The 14,273-nt window shown below is 72.2% G+C and carries 9 protein-coding genes and 1 pseudogene; 7 read left to right on the top strand and 3 right to left on the bottom strand.

Translation table 11 applies throughout. The annotated features are described in order from the left end of the window. The first annotated feature begins 187 nt into the window (after nt 1–187). The 3 genes from EV562_RS04290 to EV562_RS04280 all read left to right on the top strand — a co-directional run bounded on the left by EV562_RS04290 (nt 188) and on the right by EV562_RS04280 (nt 4,846). Complete coding sequence (locus EV562_RS04290; RefSeq protein WP_133885263.1) at nt 188–1,378, top strand: CaiB/BaiF CoA-transferase family protein; 1,191 nt, start codon at nt 188–190, stop codon at nt 1,376–1,378. A gap of 11 nt (nt 1,379–1,389) precedes the next feature. Further along, complete coding sequence (locus tag EV562_RS04285; protein WP_133885262.1) at nt 1,390–2,604, top strand: acetyl-CoA C-acetyltransferase; 1,215 nt, start codon at nt 1,390–1,392, stop codon at nt 2,602–2,604. A gap of 61 nt (nt 2,605–2,665) precedes the next feature. After that, nucleotides 2,666–4,846 (top strand): 3-hydroxyacyl-CoA dehydrogenase NAD-binding domain-containing protein, encoded by a 2,181-nt coding sequence (locus EV562_RS04280; protein ID WP_133885261.1) that lies wholly within the window; start codon nt 2,666–2,668, stop codon nt 4,844–4,846. Nucleotides 4,847–4,876: 30 nt separating this feature from the next. On the opposite strand, the gene EV562_RS04275 is transcribed toward EV562_RS04280, so the two are convergent. After that, nucleotides 4,877–5,635 (bottom strand): MerR family transcriptional regulator, encoded by a 759-nt coding sequence (locus EV562_RS04275; RefSeq protein WP_133885260.1) that lies wholly within the window; start codon nt 5,633–5,635, stop codon nt 4,877–4,879. A 231-nt stretch (nt 5,636–5,866) separates the two neighbouring features. Here EV562_RS04275 and EV562_RS04265 point away from each other — a divergent pair, with 231 nt between their 5' ends. Further along, nucleotides 5,867–7,333 (top strand): amino acid permease, encoded by a 1,467-nt coding sequence (locus tag EV562_RS04265; RefSeq protein WP_133885258.1) that lies wholly within the window; start codon nt 5,867–5,869, stop codon nt 7,331–7,333. Between the two features lie 60 nt (nt 7,334–7,393). Here EV562_RS04265 and EV562_RS04260 read toward each other — a convergent pair whose 3' ends face one another. Then, complete coding sequence (locus EV562_RS04260; RefSeq protein WP_208298282.1) at nt 7,394–8,896, bottom strand: M1 family metallopeptidase; 1,503 nt, start codon at nt 8,894–8,896, stop codon at nt 7,394–7,396. A gap of 261 nt (nt 8,897–9,157) precedes the next feature. Between EV562_RS04260 and EV562_RS04255 the strand changes: the two are divergent. Next, nucleotides 9,158–9,295, top strand: a pseudogene (locus tag EV562_RS04255) (carboxypeptidase); the annotation flags it as partial. An 81-nt stretch (nt 9,296–9,376) separates the two neighbouring features. Next, nucleotides 9,377–11,113 (top strand): BCCT family transporter, encoded by a 1,737-nt coding sequence (locus tag EV562_RS04250; RefSeq protein ID WP_133885256.1) that lies wholly within the window; start codon nt 9,377–9,379, stop codon nt 11,111–11,113. A 324-nt stretch (nt 11,114–11,437) separates the two neighbouring features. Here EV562_RS04250 and EV562_RS04245 read toward each other — a convergent pair whose 3' ends face one another. Next, a complete protein-coding gene (locus EV562_RS04245) occupies nt 11,438–12,388 on the bottom strand; it encodes an FAD-dependent oxidoreductase (protein ID WP_133885255.1) in 951 nt (316 codons plus the stop codon). A 108-nt stretch (nt 12,389–12,496) separates the two neighbouring features. Here EV562_RS04245 and EV562_RS04240 point away from each other — a divergent pair, with 108 nt between their 5' ends. Next, nucleotides 12,497–14,143 carry an ABC-F family ATP-binding cassette domain-containing protein gene (locus EV562_RS04240; RefSeq protein WP_133885254.1) on the top strand — a complete coding sequence of 549 codons (1,647 nt, stop codon included), beginning with the start codon at nt 12,497–12,499 and terminating at the stop codon, nt 14,141–14,143. The last annotated feature ends 130 nt before the right edge of the window (nt 14,144–14,273 follow it).

The following is a 14,273-nucleotide window of genomic DNA, read 5'->3' as shown; positions in this document are numbered from 1 at the left end:
CGGCGGTTCCCGGGCCCGCAGCACGCGCCGTCGCCGGTGGCTGAGGCTAGCGTGAGGATCGAGCGGCCCGAAGAGGAGCCTGCACCATAATTGGCTAAGCGCTTGCTCGCTCGGGGCTTGTGCCCAGTGGAACACGTTCTTAGCATCATCGGTGTTACATCGGTTGTGTCACAGAGCTGGGGGCTGGATGTCGGAAGCGAGGACGCCGACGCGGACGCCGGGCGCCGAGGGCCCGCTCGCCGGTGTGCGCGTGGTCGAGCTGGCCGGCATCGGCCCCGGCCCGTTCGCCGCCATGCTCCTGGCCGACCTGGGCGCCGACGTCGTCCGCGTCGACCGCCCGGGCGGACCCGGTCTCGGGATCGACCCCGGCCACGACGTCACCAACCGCAACAAGCGCTCCGTGGTCGTCGACCTCAAGGCACCCGACGGACCGGCCCGCGTCCTCGACCTCGCCGAACGCGCCGACGTCCTGATCGAGGGCTACCGCCCCGGCGTCTCCGAACGGCTCGGCGTCGGCCCCGCCGACTGCCACGCCCGCAACCCGCGCCTGGTCTACGGCCGCATGACCGGCTGGGGCCAGGAAGGCCCGCTCGCCCAGCGTGCCGGGCACGACATCGGGTACATCGCGCTCACCGGGACCCTCGGCATGATCGGCGCCCCCGACGAGCCGCCGGCCGTCCCCGCCAACCTCCTCGGCGACTACGCGGGCGGCTCCCTGTACTTGGTCGTCGGCGTCCTCGCCGCCCTGCACCACGCACGGGCGACCGGCACCGGGCAGGTCGTGGACGCCGCGATCGTCGACGGCACCGCCCACCTCTCCTCGATGATCCACGGCATGCTCGCCGCCGGCGGCTGGCAGGACCGGCGGGGCGCCAACCTCCTCGACGGCGGCTGTCCCTTCTACGGCACCTACGAGACCGCCGACGGCCGGTACATGGCGGTCGGCGCGCTGGAGCCGCGGTTCTACGCCGAGTTCACGCGTCTCCTCGGCCTGCCCGACCAGGCACCGGCCCGCGACGACCCGGCCCGCTGGCCCGAACTGCGCGCGGCCGTCGCCGCCCGGTTCAGGTCCCGTACCCGCGACGAATGGACGGCGGTCTTCGAGGGCTCCGACGCCTGCGCGGCCCCCGTCCTGTCGCTGCGCGAGGCCCCGCGCCACCCGCACCTCGCCGCCCGCTCCACCTTCACCGACCACGACGGCATCACCCAGCCGGCCCCCGCGCCCCGCTTCTCCGCGACCCCCACCGCCGTACGCACCGGGCCCGCCCTGCCCGGCGCCGACGGCGCGTCCGTGGCCCGCGACTGGGACCTGCCCCGCGACCCGGGCCCCTCCCCGGCGTCACCCCGCCCGAATCCCTCAGCGCACCACCCTCAGTGAAAGGCCTGCCAGTGAGCACCGAAGCGTACGTGTACGACGCGATCCGCACCCCGCGCGGACGCGGCAAGGCGAACGGCGCCCTGCACGGCACCAAGCCCGTCGACCTGGTCGTCGGCCTCATCCACGAGATCCGCGCCCGCTTCCCCGGCCTGGACCCGGCCGCCGTCGACGACATCGTGCTCGGCGTCGTCGGTCCGGTCGGCGACCAGGGCTCCGACATCGCCCGTATCGCCGCGATCGCGGCGGGACTGCCGGACACGGTGGCCGGTGTCCAGGAGAACCGCTTCTGCGCCTCGGGCCTCGAGGCCGTCAACATGGCGGCCATGAAGGTGCGCTCCGGCTGGGAGGACCTGGTCCTGGCGGGCGGTGTCGAGTCCATGTCCCGCGTCCCGATGGCCTCGGACGGCGGCGCCTGGTTCAACGACCCGATGACCAACCTCGCCACCAACTTCGTCCCGCAGGGCATCGGCGCCGACCTCATCGCCACCATCGAGGGCTTCTCCCGCCGCGACGTGGACGAGTACGCGGCCCTGTCCCAGGAGCGCGCGGCCACCGCATGGAAGGAGGGCCGTTTCGAGCGCTCCGTCGTGCCCGTGCGGGACCGCGCCGGTCTCACGGTCCTCGACCACGACGAGCACCCGCGGCCCGGCACGACCGCCGACTCGCTGGGGAAGCTCAAGCCGTCCTTCGCGGACATCGGCGAGCTGGGCGGCTTCGACGCCGTCGCGCTGCAGAAGTACCACTGGGTGGAGAAGATCGACCACGTCCACCACGCCGGGAACTCCTCCGGCATCGTCGACGGCGCCTCCCTGGTCGCCATCGGCTCCAAGGAGGTCGGCGAGCGCCACGGCCTCGCCCCGCGCGCCCGGATCGTCTCCGCCGCCGTCTCCGGCTCCGAGCCCACCATCATGCTCACCGGCCCCGCCCCGGCCACCCGCAAGGCCCTCGCCAAGGCCGGGCTGACCATCGACGACATCGACCTGGTCGAGATCAACGAGGCCTTCGCGGCGGTCGTCCTGCGCTTCGTCAAGGACATGGGCCTGTCCCTGGACAAGGTCAACGTCAACGGCGGCGCGATCGCGCTGGGCCACCCGCTGGGCGCCACCGGCGCGATGATCCTCGGCACCCTCGTCGACGAACTGGAGCGCCAGGACAAGCGCTACGGTCTGGCCACCCTGTGCGTGGGCGGCGGCATGGGCATCGCCACGATCGTCGAGCGCATCTGACCCCCTCCCGACGGATACGACGGCCGCGACGGCCTCGACGGATCACCTGGAGCACACCCTCATGAGCACCGAGCCCACCACCATCCGCTGGGAGCAGGACGACACCGGCGTCGTCACCCTCGTCCTCGACGACCCCGACCAGTCCGCGAACACCATGAACCAGGCGTTCCGCGACTCCCTCGCGGCCGTCACCGACCGCCTGGAGGCCGAGAAGGACTCCGTCCGCGGCGTCATCGTCACCTCCGCCAAGAAGACCTTCTTCGCCGGCGGCGACCTGCGCGACCTGATCCGCGTCACCCCCGAGACCGCCCAGGACCTCTTCGACGGCGGCATGGCCATCAAGCGGAACCTGCGCCGCATCGAGACCCTCGGCAAGCCCGTCGTCGCCGCCCTGAACGGCGCGGCCCTCGGCGGCGGCTACGAGATCGCGCTGGCCTGCCACCACCGCGTCGCCCTGGACGCGGCCGGCTCCAAGATCGGCTGCCCCGAGGTCACCCTCGGCCTGCTCCCCGGGGGCGGCGGAGTCGTCCGCACCGTCCGGATGCTCGGCATCACCGACGCCCTCCTGAAGGTCCTCCTCCAGGGCACCCAGTACAACCCGCGCCGCGCCCAGGAGAACGGTCTGGTCGACGAGGTCGCCGACAGCCGCGAGGACATGCTCGCCAGGGCCCGCGCCTTCATCGACGCCCACCCGGAGTCCGCCCAGCCCTGGGACAGGCCCGGCTACCGCATCCCCGGCGGCACGCCCTCCCACCCGAAGTTCGCGGCCAACCTGCCCGCCTTCCCCGCCAACCTGCGCAAGCAGACGGGCGGCGCCCCTTACCCGGCGCCGCGCAACATCATGGCCGCCGCCGTCGAGGGCGCCCAGGTCGACTTCGAGACCGCGCAGGTGATCGAGGCCCGCTACTTCGTCGAGCTGGCCGCCGGGCAGACCTCGAAGAACATGATCCAGGCGTTCTTCTTCGACCTCCAGGCGGTGAACTCGGGCGCGAACCGCCCCAAGGGCGTCGAGCCGCGGCAGGTGACCCGGGTGGCGGTGCTGGGCGCGGGGATGATGGGCGCGGGTATCGCCTACTCGTGCGCCCGCGCCGGTATCGACGTGGTGCTGAAGGACGTCTCCCTGGAAGCGGCGCTCAAGGGCAAGGCGTACTCGGAGAAGCTGTGCGCGAAGGCGGTGGCGAAGGGCCGTACCGGTCAGGAGAAGGCGGACGCGCTGCTGGCCCGGATCACGCCGACGGCCGAGGCGGCCGACCTGGCGGGCTGCGACGCGGTGATCGAGGCGGTGTTCGAGGACACCTCGCTCAAGCACAAGGTCTTCCAGGAGATCGAGCACGTCGTCGCGCCCGACGCGCTGCTGTGCTCCAACACCTCCACCCTCCCCATCACGGCGCTGGCCGAGGGCGTGGAGCGGCAGGGCGACTTCATCGGGCTGCACTTCTTCTCGCCGGTGGACAAGATGCCGCTGGTGGAGATCATCAAGGCGGAGCGGACCGGGGACGAGGCGCTGGCCCGCGCCTTCGACCTGGTCCGGCAGATCAACAAGACGCCGATCGTGGTCAACGACTCGCGCGGCTTCTTCACCTCCCGGGTCATCGGCCACTTCATCAACGAGGGCGTCGCCATGGTCGGAGAGGGCATCGAGCCCGCGTCGGTGGAGCAGGCGGCGGCGCAGGCCGGCTACCCGGCCAAGGTCCTGTCCCTGATGGACGAGCTGACCCTCACCCTCCCGAGGAAGATCCGCAACGAGACGAAACGGGCCGTGGAGGAGGCCGGCGGCACCTGGACCGCGCATCCCGCCGAGGCGGTCATCGACCGCATGGTCGACGAGTTCGGCCGTCCGGGACGCTCGGGCGCCGCGGGCTTCTACGAGTACGGCGAGGACGGCAGGCGGGCGGGACTCTGGCCGGGACTGCGCGAGCACTTCACCAAGGCCGGGTACGAGATCCCGTTCCGGGACATGCAGGAGCGGATGCTCTTCTCGGAGGCGCTCGACACCGTCAGGCTCCTGGAGGAGGGCGTGCTGACCTCCGTCGCCGACGCCAACATCGGCTCGATCTTCGGCATCGGCTTCCCCGGCTGGACCGGCGGTGTCCTGCAGTACGTCAACGGCTACGAGGGAGGCCTGCCCGGCTTCGTGGCCCGCGCCCGCGAGCTGGCCGACCGCTACGGCGAGCGTTTCGCCCCGCCCGCGCTGCTGGTGGAGAAGGCGGAGAGGGGCGAGGTCTTCTCGGACGGTCGCTGAGCCGGCCGCGGCGGGGACCGGGGCGCCGCCTCAGTCCTCGCCGTCCTCGCCGTCCTCGCCGTCCGCGCCGGCCTGGCCGTCCCGGTCGAGCCACTCCCGCAGCTCCTCGCGCAGCGACCGCTGGAACGTGGTCAGCAGCGCCTGCACCACCAGCGGGTGCATGTGCGCCGACAGGGACCTCACGTCCGGCGCGTTGCGTTCGGCCACCGCGTCGCGCAGCAGCCGCGACAGGTCGCGCGCGGCGGCGCGGGAGTGCTCCAGCAGCGCGGTACGGGCGGCGAGCACCGTCTCGGTGGAGAAGGGCACGTCGAGCAGCTCGACGCCGAGCCGGAGCAGCCCGGCGTCGAGCCGGTACCCGTCGCCGTCGGGCACCACGACGTCCATCGCCCCCAGCCGGTCCACCTCCTCGTCGGTGAGCGGCCGCCCCGCCCGCCTGCCCAGCTCCTCACGCGTGACCCGCTCCACCGTCTCCGGCGCCCAGGAGGCCACCACCGCACGGTGCAGCGCCAGGTCGTGGGCGCTCAGGTCCGACGGCAGGCGGCTCAGGTACCGCTCGATCGCGGCCAGCGTCATGCCCTGGTGCTGCAACTCCTCGATCAGCGCCAGCCGGGCCAGGTGCTCACCGTCGTAGCGCCCGACCCGGCGCGGACCGAGCACCGGAGGGGGCAGCAGTCCCCTGGTGCCGTAGAAGCGGACCGTGCGCACCGTGAGGCCGGCCCGCGCGGCCAGCTCGTCGATCGTGAGGGTCTGCCCCCCGGCGCCGGACGCGTCGGTTTCGCTCGTCGTCATGTGCAGCAGTATCGCTGTCCCACCAACGCTGTCACACCTCTTGTGCGGCAGGTGGAGACCGGCGGCGGATCATGTGAGAAGTCACGCTGTGTGACACGGACCACCGCATGTCCACGCAGCGTCGTGGGAAGGTGCTGCCTTGGTCTGTGCCGCGAGGGTGGTGCGGGCCTTGTCACTGTACGGACGACCTGGGCACATCCCGCCCGGGCGCACCAGAGAGTGGAACCACCCGTGAGCAAGGACGCCGTCGCCACGGCACAGGCCGCCGCCCATCCCCAGGCGGCCGAACGACCCGCGGACGCGGGCGACGCCGGCTACAGCAAGGACCTCAAGCCCCGCCACGTCAACATGATCGCCATCGGCGGCGCGATCGGCACCGGCCTCTTCCTCGGCGCCGGCGGGCGCCTGCGCGACGCCGGACCGGCGCTCGCGATCGCCTACCTCGTCGCGGGCGTCTTCGCCTTCTTCGTCGTCAAGGCGCTCGGTGAGCTGGTGCTCTACCGGCCCTCCTCCGGATCCTTCGTGTCGTACGCGCGCGAGTTCCTCGGTGAGAAGGGCGCCTACGTCGCCGGCTGGATGTACTTCCTGAACTGGTCCACGACCGGTATCGCCGACATCACCGCGATCGCGCTGTACACCCACTACTGGAGCATGTTCACGAGCATCCCCCAATGGGTGCTCGCCCTGGTCGCCCTCGCGGTGGTCCTGGCCGTGAACCTGATCTCGGTGAAGATCTTCGGCGAGATGGAGTTCTGGTTCGCGATCGTCAAGGTCGCCACCCTCGTCGGCTTCATGCTGATCGGCATCTTCCTGCTCGCCACCCAGCACGAGGTGAGCGGTCAGACGCCGGGCATGGGCATGATCACCGACCACGGCGGCGTCCTCCCGCACGGAGTGATGCCCGTGGTCCTCGTCATGCAGGGCGTGATCTTCTCCTACGCGGCCCTGGAACTGGTCGGCGTCGCCGCCGGCGAGACCGCGGAACCGCACAAGATCGTTCCCCGCGCGGTGAACTCGATCATGTGGCGGGTGGCCGTGTTCTACGTCGGCTCGGTCGTCCTCCTGGCCCTGCTGCTGCCGAGTTCGCTGTACTCGGGCGACGAGAGCCCCTTCGTCACGGTCCTGTCGGGGATCGGTGTGCCGGCCGCCGGCGACGTGATGAACCTCGTCGTCCTCACCGCCGCGATGTCGTCGCTGAACTCCGGCCTGTACTCGACCGGCCGCATCCTGCGCTCCATGGCCATGGCGGGCTCCGCGCCCAGGTTCACCGGCGTGATGAGCCGCAGCCAGGTCCCCTACGGGGGCATCCTGCTGACCTGCGCGATCTGCGTCCTCGGTGTCGGCCTGAACTACCTGGTGCCGAGCAAGGCCTTCGAGATCGTGCTGAACGTCGCCTCCCTGGGCATCATCAGCACGTGGGTGATCATCATGATCTGCCACCTCGTGTTCGTCCGCCGGGCCCGCGCGGGCCTGGTCGAACGGCCGCGCTTCCGGCTGCCCGGCAGCCCCGTCACGGAGATCGTCACGATCGCCTTCCTGCTGGCGGTCATCGGTCTGATGTGGAACGACGAGGAGGTCGGCCGCAAGACCGTGCTGCTGGTACCCGTGATCGCGGTGATGCTGGTGGCCGGCTGGTTCGGCGTCCGCCGCCGCGTCGCCCAGCAAGCCGCGCAGGAATCGCCGACGCCGAAGCAGTAGCGACCGGTGTCCCCGCGGTCGTGTACGACTACGGGGACACCGCCTGAGACGCTTCGCGGCTCAGTGTTCGTGCACGTCGTTCGTTGCGGTGATCTTCTGCCACGAGCGCGGCTGGGCAGGCGCTCCGGGCGTCTCGGGCGTCTTCGCGAGCGACCGGGCGTGGGCCGCCGCGGTGTCCGGCTTCGACGGCTGGAACAGCCAGGTGTCGAACAGGGCGGCCAGCGGCTTGCCGGACACCTCCTCGGCGTAGCGCCGGAAGTCGGCCACGGACGCGTTGCCGTAGGCGTGCTTCGCGGGCCACCCCTTCAGGATCGCGAGGAAGTCCTCGTCCCCGATCTCGTTCCGCAGCGCCTGGAGTGCCAGCGCGCCCCGGTCGTAGACCGCGGCGTCGAACTGGTTCTCCGGACCGGGGTCACCGGGCTTCACCGTCCAGAACGCGTCGTCGGCCGGGTGCGAGGCGTAGGTGTAGTCGGCCAGTTCCTGTGCCGTGCCCTCGCCCTCGTGCTCGGACCACAGCCACTGGGCGTACCTCGCGAAGCCCTCGTTGATCCAGATGTCCTTCCAGCCCCGCACGGAGACCAGGTCGCCGTACCACTGGTGGGCCAGCTCGTGCACGACCACGGACACGTTCGCCCCGTTGGCGAACTGCCGCGGGCTGTAGAACGGCCGGGTCTGCGTCTCCAGCGCGTACCCGGTGGTGGTGTTCGGCACGTAGCCGCCGAGCGCGTCGAACGGATACGGCCCGAAGTAGTCGCTGAGCCAGTCGGCGACCTCCCCGGTGCGCTCCACGCTGGCCCGCGCCGCGCCGTCGTTCGCGCCCAGGTCCCGGCTGTAGGCGTTGACGACCGGGATGCCGCTCCCGGTGGTGCCGGTGGTGACGTCGAACTTCCCGATGGCCAGCGTGGTGAGGTACGTGGCCTGGGGCTTGTCCGAGCGCCAGTTCCAGCGGGTCCAGCCGAGCCGCGAACTCGTCGACTGCAGGGTCCCGTTGGAGATCGCCTGGGTTCCGTCGGGCACCTGCACCGACACGTCGTAGGTGGCCTTGTCGAGCGGGTGGTCGTTGGCCGGGAACCACCAGGCCGCGGCCTCGGGCTCGTTCGCGCCGACGCCGCCGTCCGGGGTGCGGTGCCAGCTGGTGAAGCCGAACGCCTCCTTCGAGGACGGCACGCCGCTGTAGCGGACGACGACGGTGAAGGGCGTCCCCTTGTCCAGCGGCTTCTGCGGGGTGATCTCCAGCTCCTGCTCGCCCGAGGTCGTGAAGGACGCCCTGGCGCCGTTCACCCGCACCTCGCCGACGTCCAGCAGGAAGTCCAGGTCGAACCGCGACAGGTCCTCGGTGGTGCGCGCCAGGATGGTCGCCGTCCCCTCCAGCCGGTCGGTGGCCGGCTGGTACTTCAGGCGCAGGTCGTAGTGCGAGACGTCGTATCCGCCGTTGCCGTAGGCCGGGTAATAGGGGTCGCCGATGCCCGGCGCGCCGGGGGAGTGGGCGGCCGCCGACGCCGGGATCGCCAGCATGAGGGAGGCGGCGCCCAGCGCGCTCGGCACGATGATTCTGCGGTGCACGAAAGCTCCAAGTCGTAGGGGCACGGAGTCTGTTCGGAGCCTATTCAGCTCCTGTGGGCACTGTCGTGTCCACGGCCACTGCCGTCACACGATCGCCATCCGGCCGTCATGAGCCACCCGTGGCACCCCTCTGCGCCGGTGCCGGCCGCTGTACCGTCCCGCGCATGCCGGAACGCGACCGCCCGCCGCGCCCCCCTCACCGCGGCCACCGCGGCCACCGCGACCCTCGCCGCCCTCCTCGGCGCCGGATTCGCGCCGGACGGTGTACAGGCCCGCCGGACCGGGGAGGAGGGCGCCTACGTACCGCTGCGCCAGTCGCAGCGCGCCCTGGTGCCCCTGCCCCTGGACGTGCGCGCGACGTACCGCCCGGCGGTGGGTGAACCCGATACCCGCTGCTGAAGAGGTGAGTTCCGCGCCATACGTGGTAAGGGGCGTAGCGGACGGGTATTTTCGGCCACATCGACTTGAAGGGTGCCGCCTGTGACGCAGGACCGACCAAGCGACAAGGAAGAGCACGAACGAGGCACGCTTCCCGGTGCGGAAGCGGGCCTCCCGGGGCAGGAGCACAAGCCCCGGACCGACCGCGTCGTCTTCGGCGTCACGGCCGTCCTGACCCTGGCGTTCGTCGTCTGGGGAGCCGCCGCCACCGACTCGCTGGAGGACGTCTCCACCAGCATGCTCGGCGGCCTGCTGCACAACGGCGGCTGGGCGTTCACGCTGGCCGCGTCCGGGTTCGTGGTCTTCGCCCTGTGGCTGGCGGCCAGCCGCTACGGCCGCATCCACCTGGGCGCCGAGGGCGAGGAACCCGAGTTCCGCACCGTCTCCTGGGTCGCCATGATGTTCAGCGCGGGCATGGGCATCGGTCTGATGTTCTACGGCGTGAGCGAGCCGCTGGCGCACTACACCTCGCCCCCGCCCGGCACCAGCCCGGCCGACTCCGGCGACCGGATGGCGACGGCGATGGCCACCACCCTGTTCCACTGGACGCTGCACCCGTGGGCGATCTACGCGGTGGTCGGTCTCGGCATCGCCTACAGCACCTTCCGCAGGCGCCGCAGGCAGACCATAAGCGCGGTGTTCACCCCGCTCATCGGCGAGAAGCACGCCAACGGCGCGGGCGGCCGGGTCATCGACATCCTGGCCATCATCGCCACGATCTTCGGCTCCGCGGCCTCCCTGGGTCTCGGCGCGCTGCAGATCGGCTCCGGCATGGAGAAGCTCGACTGGATGGACAAGGTCAGCACCGGGCTGCTCGTCGGCATCATCGCCGTGCTGACGGTGGCCTTCGTGGCCTCCGCGATCTCCGGCGTCGAAAAGGGCATCCAGTGGCTGTCCAACACCAACATGGTGCTGGCCCTGATCCTCGCCGTGTTCGTGTTCGTCGCGGGTCCGACCATCCTCATCCTCGACCTGCTGCCGACCTCGGTCTTCGCCTACCTCGGCGACCTGCCCCAGATGGGCGGCCGCACCGAGATCAGCGGCGGCAAGGAGGTCGCCGACTGGCTGGGCAGCTGGACGGTCTTCTACTGGGCGTGGTGGATCTCCTGGACGCCCTTCGTCGGCATGTTCATCGCCCGCATCAGCCGGGGCCGGACCATCCGTCAGTTCATCGGCGGCGTCATCCTGGTGCCCAGCACGGTCAGCCTGATCTGGTTCGCGATCTTCGGCGGTTCGGCGATGCGGCTGCAGGAGCAGCATCGGCTCGGCGACGACTCGACCCCGGAGGGCCAGCTCTTCGCCGTGCTGCACGAGTACCCCGTCGCCACCGCCACCAGCCTGCTGGTGATGATCCTCGTCGGCATCTTCTTCGTCTCGGGCGCCGACGCGGCCTCCATCGTGATGGGCACGCTCTCGCAGAAGGGCGCGCTCGAACCCAGCCGCTGGGTGGTCGTCGTCTGGGGCGTGGTGACCGGCGCGGTCGCGGCCATCATGCTGCTGATCGGCAGCGGCGAGGCGGACGCGCTCACCGGTCTGCAGAACCTCACGATCCTCGCGGCGGCGCCCTTCGTCATCGTGATGATCTTCATGTGCGTCGCCCTCATGCGCGACCTGCGCCGCGACCCCCTCATCGTGCGCGGCGAGATGGCCTCCGAAGCCGTCGAACTCGCCGTCGTCGAGGGGCACAAGCAGTACGAGGGCGACTTCGAGATCCGCATCGGCCCCGGCCCCGGCACGGACGTGGAGGGCGACCCGATCGGCAAGCACCACGAGCACTGACCCGCGGTCCCACCGGCGGGCGAACCGGCCCCGGCCCCCACGGGCCCGTCGGCCGGGCACGGCCGGTGAGCCCGGCCGGCCCCGCCGGCCGGGACACGGCGGTGATCCCCGCACACGGTCCGCCGGTCGGGCACGGGCAGTGCAACCGACGCGGTCCCGCGGGTGTGGCACGGCGGTGATCCCCGCACACGGTCCGCCGGTCGGGCACGGGCAGTGCAACCGACGCGGTCCCGCGGGTGGGGCACGGCGGTGATCCCCGCACACGGTCCGCCGGTCGGGCACGGCCAGTGAACCCGACGCGGTCCCGTCGGCCGGGCGCGGGCGTCAGGAGGCGAGCCGGGCCGCCTCCTGCGCGCAGCCCCAGGCCACGGTGACGCCCGCGCCGCCGTGGCCGTAGTTGTGCACCAACCGGCGCCCGTCCGCCAGCGTCCCGCGCTCCAGCCGTACCGCGTCCCGCGCCGGCCGCAGCCCCACCCGGTGCGCGAGCACCCGCGCCCCGGCTATCTCGGGGCGCAGGGCCGCGCACCGCCGCACGATCGCCTCCGCCACCGCCGGGTCCGGCTCGGCCGACCAGGCGTCCTCCTCGGCCGTCCCGCCCAGCAGGAGCCGGCCGGGCTGCGGAAGGAAGTACGTCGTCTCCCCGGAGTCCGTGTCGGCCGACACCAGCCAGTTCCGGATGCCGGGGTTCTCCACCACGACCAGCTGGCCGCGCACGGGCCGCACGGCCGGATCCGGCACCAGGTCCCGGGCGCCCAGCCCCGTGCAGTTGACCACGACCGGCGCGTCGGCCTCGGCCAGGTCCGTCACCGAACGCTCCTCCACGACGCCGCCCGCCCTCACCAGCCGCTCCCGCAGCCAGGGGAGATGAGTCGACATGTCGATGACCGGCAGCCGCGCCCACAGCCCCTGCCCCGCGTACTCCGCGGCCGTCGACGCACGCAGTCCCGGCAGCCGGGCCGCGGCCCACGCGCCCACCTCGTCCGGGCCGGTCTCGCCGAGCACCCCCTCCAGCAAGCGCACGCCGGTCTCCTCGGGACGCGCCGCCAGCTCCTCGTACACGTCGAGGGAACGCAGCGCCCAGGCCTGGGCCAGCGCCACCGGCTCGATCCGGTACGGCCACCACAGCCCGCCCGCGACCACGGAGGTGGTCCGCTCCACCGGGTCCCGCGTCCACAGCCGCACCGGCCTGCCCCGCTCGGCGAGGACGACGGCCGTCGTCAGCCCGATCACCCCGCCGCCGACCACGACGACCTCGCCATCCAGTTCGGTATCCACACCAGGACGTTAACCGAACGCCCTCCCCGCAGGGGCCGGCTCCGCCGCGGCCGGGGCGGGGGAACCCGGCTGAGCCAGCACCCGGGCCCGACTAGGATCTACGGTCTGATGACTGCCACCCTCGTCGCCAAAGACCTCGCCGCCGGCCACGGCGACCGTTCCCTGTTCACCGGGCTCGACCTCGTCGTCGCGCCCGGCGACGTCATCGGCCTCGTCGGGGCGAACGGTGCGGGCAAGTCCACCCTCCTGCGGCTGCTGGCCGGCCTGACCGCGCCGGAACAGGGCGAGCTGCGCCTCTCCCCGCCCACCGCCACCGTCGGCCACCTCCCGCAGGAGCCGGAGCGCCGCCCCGGCGAGAGCGTGCGGGAGTTCCTGGCCCGCCGCACCGGCGTCACCGAAGCCCAGCGGGCCATGGACGAGGCCACGCAGGCCCTGGTCGACGGCGCTCCCGGAGCCGACGACGCCTACGCGACCGCTCTGGAGCGCTGGCTGGCCCTGGGCGGCGCCGACCTCGACGACCGTGCGGAGGAGACCGCCGAGGCCCTGGGCCTGACCGTCGACCTGGAGCAGCCGATGACCTCGCTCTCCGGCGGCCAGGCCGCCCGGGCCGGTCTCGCCTCGCTGCTCCTGTCGCGCTACGACGTCTTCCTGCTCGACGAGCCGACCAACGACCTCGACCTGGACGGCCTGGAGCGCCTCGAACGCTTCGTGACGGGACTGCGCGCCGGCACCGTCGTCGTCAGCCACGACCGCGAGTTCCTCACCCGCACCGTCACCAAGGTCCTCGAACTCGACCTCGCCCAGCGGCAGACCAGGCTCTACGGCGGCGGTTACGAGGCCTACCTGGAAGAACGCGAGGTGGCCCGCAGGCACGCCCGCGACGACTACGAGGAGTACGCCGACAAGCGGGCGTCCCTCCAGGACCGGGCCCAGACGCAGCGCGCCTGGATGGAGAAGGGCGTCAAGAACGCCCGGCGCAAGGCGGGCAACGACAACGACAAGATCGGCCGCAAGTTCCGCAGTGAGGCCAGCGAGAAGCAGGCCGCCAAGGCCCGCCAGACCCAGCGCATGATCGAACGCCTCGAGGTCGTCGAGGAACCGCGCAAGGAATGGGACCTGCGCATGGAGATCGCGTCGGCGCCCCGCTCGGGCGCGGTCGTCGCCACCCTGCGCGACGCCGAGATCCGGCGCGGCGCGTTCACGCTCGGTCCGGTCTCCCTCCAGATCGACTGGGCGGACCGGGTGGCGGTGACGGGAGCCAACGGTGCCGGCAAGTCCACGCTCCTCGGCGCGCTCCTGGGCCGCCTTCCGCTCGACGCCGGGCACGCGGCACTCGGCTCCGGGGTCCTGCTCGGCGAGGTCGACCAGGCCCGCGAGCTGTTCCACGGGCCCGAGCCGCTGCTCGACGCCTTCCGGGCCGCGGTCCCCGGCACGGAGCCCGCAGACATCCGCACCCTGCTGGCCAAGTTCGGCCTCAAGGCCGACCACGTCACGCGCCCGGCGTCGAGCCTCTCGCCGGGCGAGCGCACCCGGGCCGCCCTGGCCCTCCTCCAGGGCCGGGGCGTCAACCTGCTGGTCTTGGACGAGCCGACCAACCACCTCGACCTGCCGGCCATCGAACAGCTCGAATCGGCCCTGGACGCCTACGAGGGCACCCTCCTCCTGGTCACCCACGACCGCCGCATGCTCGACGCGGTCCGGGTGACCCGCCGCCTGGAGGTGACGAACGGAAAGGTGGCGGAGGCGGCCTCGTAGCTGCGGGCAGCCGTGCCTCCCCCAGACACCGGGGCGGCACGGGTGGGCGGTGGGGGCACCTCCCGCTCGAACGGAGGCGGGAGTGGGGGAGGCACCCCGCGACACCGGGCAGCGCACCCAGCCCGCCCCG

The sequence above is a fragment of the Streptomyces sp. BK208 genome (assembly GCF_004364245.1).
GTDB lineage: Bacteria > Actinomycetota > Actinomycetes > Streptomycetales > Streptomycetaceae > Streptomyces.
Note: the sequence above shows the minus strand (reverse complement) of the source record. Positions and strands in the feature narration are given on the sequence as shown.